10 protein-coding genes are annotated in these 12,243 nt (G+C 33.7%); 3 read left to right on the top strand and 7 right to left on the bottom strand.

The genetic code is table 11. From position 1 onward, the window contains the following. Positions 1-31: 31 nt before the first annotated feature. Together ABNT22_RS01950 and ABNT22_RS01945 are read left to right on the top strand one after the other, a co-directional pair. Positions 32-796: a TatD family hydrolase gene (locus ABNT22_RS01950; protein WP_348715907.1), complete on the top strand. Its 765-nt coding sequence runs from the start codon at positions 32-34 to the stop codon at positions 794-796. Beyond that, positions 789-1,280, top strand: coding sequence for a methylated-DNA--[protein]-cysteine S-methyltransferase (locus ABNT22_RS01945; protein WP_348715904.1), 492 nt, complete (start codon positions 789-791; stop codon positions 1,278-1,280). The genes ABNT22_RS01950 and ABNT22_RS01945 overlap by 8 nt, the downstream gene beginning before the upstream one ends. Positions 1,281-1,286: 6 nt before the next feature. Here ABNT22_RS01945 and ABNT22_RS01940 read toward each other — a convergent pair whose 3' ends face one another. Beyond that, entirely contained in the window at positions 1,287-1,736 is a 450-nt protein-coding gene (locus tag ABNT22_RS01940; protein ID WP_348715902.1) for a nucleoside deaminase, read from the bottom strand. After that, on the bottom strand, positions 1,733-2,287 hold the full coding sequence (locus tag ABNT22_RS01935) for an MOSC domain-containing protein (protein ID WP_348715899.1): 555 nt from the start codon (positions 2,285-2,287) through the stop codon (positions 1,733-1,735). Before ABNT22_RS01935 ends, ABNT22_RS01940 begins: the two co-directional genes overlap by 4 nt. Positions 2,288-2,348: 61 nt before the next feature. Between ABNT22_RS01935 and ABNT22_RS01930 the strand changes: the two genes are divergently transcribed. After that, complete coding sequence (locus ABNT22_RS01930; protein WP_348716692.1) at positions 2,349-3,116, top strand: UDP-2,3-diacylglucosamine diphosphatase; 768 nt, start codon at positions 2,349-2,351, stop codon at positions 3,114-3,116. A gap of 52 nt (positions 3,117-3,168) precedes the next feature. Here ABNT22_RS01930 and ABNT22_RS01925 read toward each other — a convergent pair whose 3' ends face one another. From ABNT22_RS01925 to ABNT22_RS01905, 5 genes are all read right to left on the bottom strand, one after another. Continuing rightward, complete coding sequence (locus tag ABNT22_RS01925; protein WP_348715896.1) at positions 3,169-4,485, bottom strand: RagB/SusD family nutrient uptake outer membrane protein; 1,317 nt, start codon at positions 4,483-4,485, stop codon at positions 3,169-3,171. An 11-nt stretch (positions 4,486-4,496) separates the two neighbouring features. After that, on the bottom strand, positions 4,497-7,442 hold the full coding sequence (locus tag ABNT22_RS01920; protein ID WP_348715893.1) for a SusC/RagA family TonB-linked outer membrane protein: 2,946 nt from the start codon (positions 7,440-7,442) through the stop codon (positions 4,497-4,499). A gap of 203 nt (positions 7,443-7,645) precedes the next feature. Beyond that, on the bottom strand, positions 7,646-8,452 hold the full coding sequence (locus ABNT22_RS01915) for a hypothetical protein (protein WP_348715890.1): 807 nt from the start codon (positions 8,450-8,452) through the stop codon (positions 7,646-7,648). Positions 8,453-8,456: 4 nt separating this feature from the next. Beyond that, positions 8,457-9,338 (bottom strand): hypothetical protein, encoded by an 882-nt coding sequence (locus ABNT22_RS01910; protein WP_348721661.1) that lies wholly within the window; start codon positions 9,336-9,338, stop codon positions 8,457-8,459. Positions 9,339-9,354: 16 nt separating this feature from the next. Then, positions 9,355-12,204, bottom strand: a complete 2,850-nt coding sequence (locus tag ABNT22_RS01905; protein WP_348715885.1) for a TonB-dependent receptor — start codon at positions 12,202-12,204, stop codon at positions 9,355-9,357. Between the last annotated feature and the right edge of the window lie 39 nt (positions 12,205-12,243).

Here is a 12,243-nt window from a genome sequence, read left to right as displayed (position 1 = left end):
TACTTTTGCTAGCTGTAAAGATACGCTATAAATGATTACAGATACACACACTCACCTATATTCTGAACAATTTGATGAAGATAGAAATGATATGATGCAGCGAGCTAAAAACGCAGGTATTTCTCGTTTTTTTATACCAGCTATTGATAGTTCATACACCGAAAGAATGTTCGATTTGGAGAAAAACTATCCAACCGACGTTTTCTTAATGATGGGGCTACACCCTACTTCAGTGAAAGAAAACTATCAAGAAGAATTAGCTCATGTAAAAGAGTGGTTAGACAAACGTAGCTTTTACGCTATTGGTGAAATAGGAATTGATTTGTATTGGGATAAAAGCTTTTTACCTCAACAACAAGAAGCCTTTAGAACGCAAATTCAATGGGCAAAAGAAAAAAAACTTCCTATAGTTATTCATTGTAGAGAAGCCTTTGATGAAATTTTTGAAGTTTTAGAAACAGAAAAAAGTGAAGATTTATATGGAATTTTCCATTGCTTTACTGGAACTTTAGAACAAGCTCAAAAAGCCATTTCGTACAATATGAAATTAGGAATTGGAGGGGTTGCTACTTTTAAAAATGGTAAAATAGATAAGTTTTTAAATCAAATAGATATTAAGCATGTTGTTTTAGAGACTGATGCGCCATATTTAGCCCCAACTCCTTATAGAGGAAAACGCAACGAGAGTTCTTATATCACGAATGTAATAGACAAATTAGTAGACATTTATGGTTTAAGTTTTGATGAAATTTCCGAAATTACCACTCAAAACTCTAAAGAAGTCTTCGGTGTCTAGCCTCTATACTGCATATTATCAAACTCCTATTGGAACAGCCGAAATTGTTGGTAACGAAGATGGTATTCAATCTATTTCAGTATTAGACAATCATGTTGCTACTTCAAAGGAAACTCAAGATATTCCAAATGAATTACAGAACTGTATTGAGCAATTAGAAGAATACTTCAATGGAAACAGAAAAGAATTTGATTTAAAACTGAATCCGAAAGGCACCCCTTTTCAACAATCTGTTTGGAGCGAACTACTACACATTCCTTTTGGAAAAACCAGAAGTTATCTTGAACAAACTAAAAAACTTGGAGATGTAAAAGCTATTAGAGCAGTGGCCTCTGCAAATGGTAAAAATCCAATTTGGATTGTTATTCCTTGTCATCGGGTAATCGGTTCAGATGGTTCACTTACTGGATACGCAGGAGGGGTATGGCGAAAAAAATGGTTATTAGAACATGAAAGTGGCACCAAACAACAAACTTTGTTCTAAAGTTCTTTAGTTTAAATTACGTTTTTCGACAAAAAATTTCTTCAGTAAAAAACTACACTCTTCTTCTAAAACTCCAGAAACTACTTTGGTTTTTGGATGTAACTTAGTTTGTAAAACACTGTACCCTAATTTAGGCTCACTCGCTCCGTATACAATCTTTCCTATTTGGGTCCAATAACTAGCACCTGCACACATTTGACAAGGCTCTAGCGTTACGTACAACGTACAATCTTTTAAATATTTCCCCCCTAAATAATCTGCAGCAGCAGTAAAAGCTTGCATTTCTGCATGCGCAGTAACATCATTAAGTAGTTCTGTCAAATTATGCGCTCTTGCAATGATTTGATCTTTATGGGTAATAACAGCTCCTACAGGAACTTCTCCTTTGTCAAAGGCTATTTGAGCTTCTTGTAAGGCCCTTTTCATAAAGTAAGTATCATCAAATGGATTTATCATGCCTTTTGCTTTCTTTTTTCAGTGTAGATATCTGCAATTGTAGGTTGACTTTCATCAGATTGCACTAACTCAAACATATCTCCTTTCTTAACAAACCCAGTTTGTAAAACTTTAAAATACACACCACTCATAGTTGTATTCCAAAACTCTTTTACAACTTTCATATTATTAAATCTAACTCCTAGTTTCATACAAGGTTGACGGGGTTTAGTAACTTCTAAAATTACTTCTCCCACTTTATAAACATCTCCTACATGAATTTTTGTTTCTTCCAAATCAGACATGGTTAAGTTTTCACCAAACATACCCATTTCCCAATTTAAATCTGGATATAAATCTTTAAAATAAGTGTAGTGTTTAATTGAATATGCATATACCGCCTGATCTACTCCTCCATGATGCTCTCTATCACAAATCACATCCTTTCTAACTTCTTCTATATCTAAAAAAATAGGGGTGTCAACAGTATATTTAAAAATTCCTGTAGTTACCTTTTTCCCTTTCCAGTCTATTTCTTTTCTTTCTCCTAAATTTACAGATACAATTTCCATATAAATCGTTTTTCACAAAGTTAGACAAATAAAATAGCTATTTTTGATAAAATTTTCCGATTTGATTTCAATTACAACGCAAAACAATAAAAAAGTATATTTTGCCTCTGACCAACATTTAGGAGCACCTACACCAGAAAAGAGCTTTCCTCGCGAACAAAAGTTTGTACAATGGTTAAACGAAGTAAAAAAGGATGCTGAGGCTATTTTTTTATTAGGTGATTTATTTGATTTCTGGTTTGAATACAAAACTGTAGTACCTAAAGGTTTTGTAAGAGTATTAGGAAAACTAGCAGAAATTAAAGATAGTGGGATCCCAATTTATTTTTTTGTAGGGAATCATGATTTATGGATGTCGGATTATTTTGAAAAAGAATTAAACATTCCTGTATATCATAAACCTCAAGAGTTTTTAATTAATGGAAAGCTGTTTTTAATTGGCCATGGAGATGGATTAGGACCACATGACAAAGGTTATAAACGCATGAAAAAAGTATTCACCTTTAAACCTTTTCAATGGATGTTTCGATGGCTGCATCCTGATTTAGGGATTAAATTAGGTCAATACATGTCGGTAAAAAACAAACTAATCTCAGGGGATGATGATGCTAAGTTTTTAGGAGAAGATAATGAGTGGCTAGTACAATATTGTAAGCGCAAATTAGAGACCAAAGACTATCATTATTTTGTATTTGGTCATAGACATCTTCCTTTAGAAATTCAATTAAAAGAAAACAGTTATTATATCAACACGGGTGATTGGATAAAGTATTATACCTATGGTGTTTTTGAAAAAGACTCTTTGGCTTTAAAAGAATACCACATTTAAACAAAAAAGCATCTATTTAAAAATAGATGCTTTTTTTATTACATATATTGAATTATATACCTAGTTCACTAAATGGTGTTGGAAAAGCTTCAAGAATATTATCTCCCGCTCTATCTAAAGGAATATAGGTTGTATTTAATCTGTTTAGACGCCTTAAATCAATCCATCGATGTCCTTCACCAAGTAAAGAATACCTTCTTTGATTTAACACTTCTTCCAATAAATCAGTATCTGTAGTTCCACCTGAATAATTTGCTAATCCAGCTGCATTTCTTACCACATTAATTGCATCTATAGCTTCTGTATTGTCTGTTCCAATATTTGCTTCTGCATACATTAAAATTAGCTCTTCATTTCTTATAAGATAAACCGGATCTGTATTACTTGTATACACTGAAATTTGATGTGTACCAGATAATCCGTCAAATGATGCTGGTGAAGAAAGCAAGAACGATTTGTTACTTGCACGTGTATCTCCAGCTTCTGCATCAGCAATCCAGCTATTATGAATTACAAATTCTTGCCCTGATTGCCCTAAAACATAGAATAAACTGTTTAAGATATCATTACCTGTTGCACCAAAAACATGTGCAACTCCCATATTTAACCCTCCACTTAAATCAAAAAACGATTGATTTAAGAGTGTTAAAACCTTTGCTTTATCATTTTGATACAATGCAACTCTTGCTGCTATGGCTCTATTGAATTCTAAAAATGTTGCTGGTGTATTAAAATTTGTATAACCAGGACTTAACGGAAAATCGAAACTCGTTGGCGAAGCACCTAAATCTGTAGCTGCATCATCTAATATCCCTGCGATTGCAGTTAACGCTTCAGGATATCCTACAAATGGACCTAAATTATCTGGATCAGAAACATCAATTCTTATACCATTGGTATATTGCCTGTTTGCCAACATTAAAAGCGCATATGCTTTTATCGTTTTTGCATAGCCATAATACGATGCTTTTACTGAAGTATCAAATCCTGCTTTAGAATTCTCTACTGCAGAAATTAACACATTGGCTGCTTTTACTACCCTATACCATGCAGCATAAGCACGTGTTGTTAAAAACCCATTATTATCTAATGGTCCTTTTAAAATTTCCCCAGTATATCTTGGATCTACTCCAGAAAGGTCATAATATTCCCTCCCCAAATAACTCACGGTTTCATAATGAAAGTCTAAATCATTTCTCATTACAGCTTCTAAACCAACTGCCAATGACTGAATATCTGCTTGAGAAGCTTCATTACCAAAACTCTCAAGTGTTGGAGCATTTGAATTCGGTATTTCTTCAAGTTCACAACTGAAAAAAGACACGGTAACTGTTAATAATACTATTTTATATATATTTTTAAATAACATAATTCTCTTTTTTAAAAATTAACATTAAGGTGAAAGTTGATAAACTTTGAAGCAGGGTATGGTGTTACCTCCACATTATTTGCTAACACGTTGTTTCCGAAATTAGATACTTCAGGATCGTAACTATTATAATCAAATATGTTAATTAAGTTTCTTCCCGAAATTCCAACTTTAACTCTCTCTAAACCTTTAAATGTTCCCTCATCAAAAGTATAGTATAGTCCAACCTCTCTAAGCCTTATATAACCAGCATCTTCAATTACTGGGTCTGGATTTGAAAAAGCCTGACTTGCTCTATAAGGACCATTTGCTAACTGACCAGATGGATCTAAACCTGTATCGTCATAATCCCACGTCGTTCCAGCTAAATCGTATAATAAAGTAGTTAAGTTAATTCCATCTCCTCCCTTTTTCCAGTGCCATAAAAACGATAAATCAAAATTCTTGTATCGAATACTATTTTGCCAAGACATTTGAAAATCTGGTTCTGCATTTCCATACACTGCAAATCCATCAAGATCTGGATCAATCTTAAGAATTTCTTCTAGCGTCATAGATCCATCATTAGGATAAGTTCCTACAATCTGTGTCGCACTTTGTCCTTCTTGAATTAAAAACGTTCCTAAAGAAGCCGCAAAACCACCAGTTGTAAAACTAGGAACATCAAGTCTTGTTACTTCTGATTTATTTTTCCACCATCTTACATTCGTATTCCAAGAAAAATCTTCTTTTTCTATAACTCCTGCAGTTAATCCTAACTCGATTCCTGTATTCTTTAACTCTCCAGCGTTTTTAATTTCTCTCGTAAAACCAGAAGATGTTGGAACTTGTGCTTCAATTAATAAGTCATCAATTTTCTTATTGTAGAACGTTGTTTCTAAAGTAATTCTTCCATCTAATAGTCCTATATCAAAACCATATTCTAATTCTTTTTGTCTTTCCGGTCCAATATTCGGATTCCCTCTAAAAGTATCAGGAGCTAATCCTGAGCTTCCTCCAATAAATTGAGCATCTGTTAAAGTAAATCTATCATCAAAATTTGGAAACCTTCCTGCCTCCCCATATGCAATTCTTGGTTTAAAGGTTGAAATTGGTTCAAAATCCCAAAAATCAAACTTATGTAAGTTAATTGCCAAGTTAGCTTTTGGATAATAATACATTTTATTAGCCTGCCCATTATTAGTAGACTTATCTCCTCTAAAACCAATAGTACCAATTATTTTATCGTCGAAGTTAATTTCCTCTTGAACAAAAAACCCTTTGTCCTTTTGTAATCTTTCAACTTGAGAAATATTCTTGTTACTCGCTAAGGTTAAATTCGTTAAAGAACCATCAAATCCAGTTCCAATAGAAAGTACAGTATTCCTATCAAAATCTTGTAAGAAACTACCTAACTGTGTAGTAAACCTCAATCCATTATCTAATTTTAATTTATGTACTAAGAAAGCAGATAAGTTATAATTAGTATTAACTGTTGACCCTGAAACTGCCGCCCCTCTTAAAGTAGACGGATCTCTAAAGTATGATAATGCTCTTGGGAAAATACTGGTAGTTCTTAAAGTATATTGATCAAAACCAGCTTGTAATACTAATTTCAGTTGATTATTTTCTTCGTCTAATATTTTAACATTGGTGGTAGCACTACCTATAAATCTATTTACCTTTTCTCTATTTGTTGTAATCGCCACTGTTTCTAAAACATTTGACCCTGCTCCTCCAGCTGGATACACTCCATCCACTGGAGATAAGTTTTCCCATGGATAGGTAAAAGCTAACGCATATCCAACCGTTCTATTTGCATTACCATTGTTAAAGAATCCTCTATCACCTATTGAGTTAATATAATTCGAAGTAACATACAAATCTAACCAATCTGTAAACTTCTGACCTATATTTAAACGAATAGATGTCTTCTTATAACCAGTGTTTTCAACCAATCCTGGCTCATCTTTATAAGTTGCACCAAAGAAGTAATCTGTTTTTTCTGATCCCCCAGAAGTTGTAAATCTTGTAGTTGTTGAAACCCTGGTATGATCAAACAATTCAGCTTCGTAATCTCTTAATGTTGGATTTTGAGGCCCACCTAAAGCTGTAATTTCTGACTGATCCCAATCTCTTAATCCTAATAACCTTGTTGGGCTTCTTAACCCTAATGTTTGAGAAAACGTTACTCTTGCTTTCCCTGACTTTCCTCTTTTCGTAGTGATAATAACTACCCCTCCAGCTGCTCTAGATCCATATATCGCTGCAGCAGAAGCTCCTTTTAAAATTTCTACATTCTCAATATCTTCCGGATCAATATCTGCAATCCTGTTAGAAGCATCATCTTGATTTGTGGAAGCATTACCTCCTCCAGCAGCTTCACTTACTACGTCATTTCCTAATGAAATTGACTGGTTGTCAACATAAACTCCATCAACAATAAATAAAGGTTGTTGATTTCCAAAGATTGATGTAACCCCTCTTAATCTCATAGAAATACCTCCTCCTGGAGCTCCAGAGTTCGCTTTAATCTCAGCTCCTGTAAACTTTCCTGATAACGCACTATCAAAACCCGATTGTGAAGTAACCTGTGTTAATTCAGCCGCACTAATGGTTGAAACCGTATTAGCTAAATTAGATCTTTTGGTAGATGTTGCCAATCCTGAGATAACAACCTCATCAAGAACCCCATCTTCACTTAATGTAATATTTACATAAGCAACGGAGTACAATGTTTTTTCTTGGGTAGCAAATCCAACAGAGGAAAACACCAGTGTTGCGGGCATTTTTTTTACGGTTATTTCAAATTCCCCCTGATCGTTGGTGCTTACACCATTTGCTGTATCTTTTTCTAATACATTCACAAAAGGAACAGGTTCACCCTGATCATCCACAACCTTACCCTTGATTTGTTGAGCGTGTGAAATAGACACAACAAGAAAACTCAACGCTAGTAGCATTGTTTTTAAATTCATAATTAAAATTTTAAGTTAGTAGTAACAATATTAATAATAATTATTTTAATTACTTAAGTTATCTAACTTATTTACAGGTTAAAAAAATATAAAAAATACTTTTTTAACATTTTTAACTATAAAAAAACAAAAGACCAAAGATTAAAATCTTTGGTCTTTTTTAGTGTTATTCTTTATTTTATGAGAATACTTCTTAACCAGAATTATTCAAATAAAACTTGTGTTAAAGACATCATTGCTTCTCCAGAACCAGCATCTGTGGTTTTTTCAATGGTAACAAAATCTGCTATAGTTGTATACCCGAAAAATCCTCCAGGTGTAGCGTCACGTAGCGTTCCTGTAAACTTTTCTACTTGACTTCCATTTATTACTGTTAAATAACATTTAATTGCATTGCTACTTACTGTCCAAGGTAATACTGCAAATGCATAATCTCCATCTGCAATAGCTTCTGGAAGTCTTACTACTTCTGTATTGGTTGTACCATCTGACAAATCAATTGCAGTTACACCAGTTGGAGTTCTCTGAATTGTAGCACAATCTAGGTCACTATCTCCTTCCCATGTTAAAATAAATAAGAACTTATCTGTTCCTTTAACAACATTTAATTCTTTCAATGTTGCAGAAACTACTGGCTCTACATTATCTGTATTGGCATCAATTATTTTAAAGTCAGTGATTTCAACACTTTGAAAAAGCACTGAAGGGTCAGAGAAATCTAACATTACTTCTAAAGAAGTAGATCCTTCATCAACATCCGCTTCTAACGGAGTTCCATTTACTGTATAATATACTCTCGAAAAGTTTGTAACTGCTTGAGAGAAGTTTATTACAGCTGTATAACTTGTAACACTCGACTCTATTCTTTCGAATGTTTTTTCTGTTTGAGCTGTAATTGTATTTTTTGTAACAGCTACCACTGGATCATCATCATTTACAGCACAAGAACTGAAAAAGATAACCGAGCTTAATATGAATAAAAAGCTAATTTTTTTATATATATTTTTCATCTTATTATCTTATTTTGATTATTGAATAGGTTGACTTATCTCCATCTGTTCTTCTAGTAATCTTAAACCATACATCTGGTTCTCCATTAGCAGCTGCGGTTTCAGTAGTTACTAAATCAGTCATTAAAGTCTCTGTAGAAGTATCAGGTAATACAATTTTCAAAGTACATCTTACATCATAAGGCGTAGGTAAATTGAAATTATCTAACCCTAAATAGAAATCTCCATCTCCCATTGCTTCTGTAATATCAACAGACTCAGGTTGAGAAAACCAACTATTAGCTAATACAGTAGAGAAAATTGTTGGTTCACTTCTTAAATATAAGTCTAAATCTTCTGCTCCTGGCCACTCCAACAATAAAGAAACTGTTCCTTTATCTGCTTCAATTACTGTTGGTAATGAATCATATACATTAATAACTCTACTCATACTATCAGCAGCATTACTTCCTGTAACAAAGTGCGTTGTTAAAGTACTTGTAGTGTAAGCATTCTTTAAGTTAACTGTATAAGTTTCTACAGCATCACTTTTACCATCATCTACAAAAGATAAAGCGACATCAGCAGTTTTTTGCCCTGCACTAATAACCACTTTCTCTTCGTAGTTTACTTCCGAAATAGTACTACTCATTAAACTAGCATCACTTGACTCTACTTCAAATTCAACAGTAATATCATACGGTAAAGCTTTTGACAAAGACACTTGGAAACTTACGTTTCCTCCGTCTTCTAGGACATCTTGATTATTATTTGAATCTGTAAATCCTATCGTTACTTGGGTTGTTGGAGTAACTGTTCCTTCAACCAACTCTGTGTTACTGCTATTACATCCTATAAAAGCAATAGATAACAGCAACGTATATATTGATAATTTTATTTTTTTCATAATAGTAAGGATTAGCTTATTTTAATACAAAGTTTAAACGCGCAAAAACAAATCTTCCGCCAATTCCAAATTGCTGTGCTCTTCTAGACCACTCAAACCTTCCTGAGCTAAAGTTTCCATTTGTACTATTCGTTCTATCAGGAAACACATCAAAAATATTATTAGCTCCTACTGTAAGTGTTAATTCATCTGTAGCTTTAAATCCAACCGAGAAATCTGTTACTAACTTTCCTCCATATACTTGTTGATTTGCAATAACATTACTAGCTTCTGTTACTTCTCCGAAATAAACATTTCTTAAAAACACATTGAACCTCTTCATTAGTAACGTATTCGATAAATTCACTTTTGTCCTTGGAACTGCTTCTTCTAAATAAATTCTAGAAGCTTCACTGAAATAACTATCTTCCTGTCCAGAGTCAACTAAAACTTGTGAAGAATGGATATCATCTACTCTTTTTGTTTGTGAAAAAGTAGCAGATAAATCAGACTTTAAAGTCATTCCTTCATTTAATTCTGCTTGATGTGTTACAACAATATCAAGACCTTTAGATTCTGTATCAATAGCATTTGCAAAAAATGCCGCTGCATTTGCGTTCGTAGCAAAACCAGCTGGAATATTGAAACGATCTGTTAATATTACTCTATCTTCAATCGCTACAAAATAGGCATCTGCTGTAACTTTAAGATTTGCACTAGGAATTTTAGCTGTAAAACCTAAACTAACACTTGCAGACTCCTCTTCCTTTAACTTAGGAATACCTAACTGATTTGCTAAATCGCTATCATTTGAAAAAGTTCCTACTTCAAACGGTACTCCATTAATAAATTGAGTTGCTACAGCATTGAAATAACGCTGGTGTAATGAAGGCGCTCTAAACCCTGTATTTGCTCCTGCTCTTAAATTAAGATTATCACTTAACTTATAGCGAGACGCCAACTTAAAGTTTATTGTTGATCCGAAATCACTATAATTTTCAAACCTCGCTGCTCCACTAACTAAAAACTTGTCTGTTAAATCTGCCTCTAAATCTACATAAGCAGCAAAACTACTTCTATCTCTACTTAATGCATTCTTAGGTGTAAACCCAGGGAAAACTTGCGATCCTCCTGGTCTAGCATTTCCAAAGAAATCAGTTGAAGCTGAAGTTAATGGTGTTATTGGTAATCCATTTGCATCATATTGTGTATAAGAAGCTTCTTCTCCAGCAATAATATCGTAGAACTCAGTTCTGTACTCAGCACCTAACGCCACGTTTAAACCGCTAAAGATATCTTCGTAATTATTACTAAAATCAAGATTTGTTGTGTTTTGAGTAAATGCAAACCCTCCTGCATCAAAACGAGTTGGTGATGCGCTTAATAATGAAGCATTTGATGTGTTTGAAATTTCAAAATCAAAACTGTTTGTTCCCCAAGTATTACTGAAATCTACATCCCAGTCACCTGCTTTACTTCTAATTCCTACAGCAATAGACTTGTCTATAATTTTAGAATTTATTTCTGGTAAGAATCCATTAATATACAAAGGTGTATAGGTTCTCGATTGAGAAGGTAACCTGTAAAAACCAGCAGAGTTTCCTTTTCTTGAACTAAATCCTGCAAAAGAGTACAATTCTGTTGTTTCATCAATAGGTAAACTCATATTTGCAAAAAAGCGCCCTCCTCTTAATCCAGATTGACCAACTCTCATGTTAAAATCACTTCTTTCTAAACCTCTTACCGCTAGTTCAGCATCTGTAGTATCGAAATTTAAAATTGTTCTTAAATCATCGATTGACCCTGCTGCGTTAATTGAGTTTTTAGTTGCTAAATCAAAATGAGTAACTCCTTGAGCTGCAAACTTAATATCTCCTATTGAAAGGTTTGCTAAGTCTAAACCTGAGTTTCTTGCTACCCATTCTACCGAATTGTAAGCATTAAAAATTTGCCCTCTAAACTCACTCATTCTGTTATATGGATCCCTATAGTCAAAGTCTCCTGTAAAATTCACATACCCACCATTTTTACCAAGGTTAATACCATAGTTTGCAGATACATTTACACTTTCACCATCGATACCTCCAGTTTGTCCATTAGAGTTTTTAGAAATACTTGCTCCTGAAGTAACAGATAAATTCAATTCATTTGTTGACTTCTTTAGTACAATATTAATAACCCCTGCAATAGCATCAGAACCATACTGTGCCGCTGCACCGTCTCTTAATACATCAATTCTTTCAATAGCTGCTGCTGGAATTGCATTTAAATCTGTTCCAACACTACCTCTACCAAAAGTACCATTAACATTTACTAACGAAGAACTATGTCTTCTCTTACCATTCACTAACACCAACACTTGGTCTGGTCCTAATCCTCTTAGTGAGGCTGGATCAATATGATCCGTACCATCCGAAATTGTTTGTGTATTTGATGAAAACGAAGGAGCTACATAATTCAAGATTTGATTTAGGTTTACCTGAGGTGATGTTTTCGCCAATTCAGTAACATCTATAATATCTACTGGAACAGGAGAATCTACCACTGTTCTTGCTTTATTACGAGACCCTAATAAAACTACTTCATCTAAACTTTCACTAGATTCTGCTATCTGAATAACAACAAAATTTGCTGAATTGATTGTTTTTTCAACGGTAGTAAAACCAACTGATGAAACTACTAGTGTGGATGGTAACTTTAGTACATTTATACTAAATAACCCTTGATCATCGGTGGTTACACCGTTCGTGGTTCCTTTTTCAATTACATTCACAAAAGGGAGCGCTTCTCCATTTTGATCTGTAACCTTTCCTTTTACATTTTGGGCATTTATAGCAAACGCCATCAATAAAAAACTTACTAAAAGAAGTTTTGGTTGTAAATTCATTGTATAATTAATTTTGATTAGTTAACAGCAATAATAGCA

Origin of the sequence: Tenacibaculum sp. 190130A14a (genome assembly GCF_964048965.1) — a bacterium.
GTDB classification, from domain to species: domain Bacteria; phylum Bacteroidota; class Bacteroidia; order Flavobacteriales; family Flavobacteriaceae; genus Polaribacter; species Polaribacter polynesiense.
The sequence above is the reverse complement of the archived record's forward strand: the minus strand, read 5'-3'. Positions and strand labels throughout refer to the sequence as shown.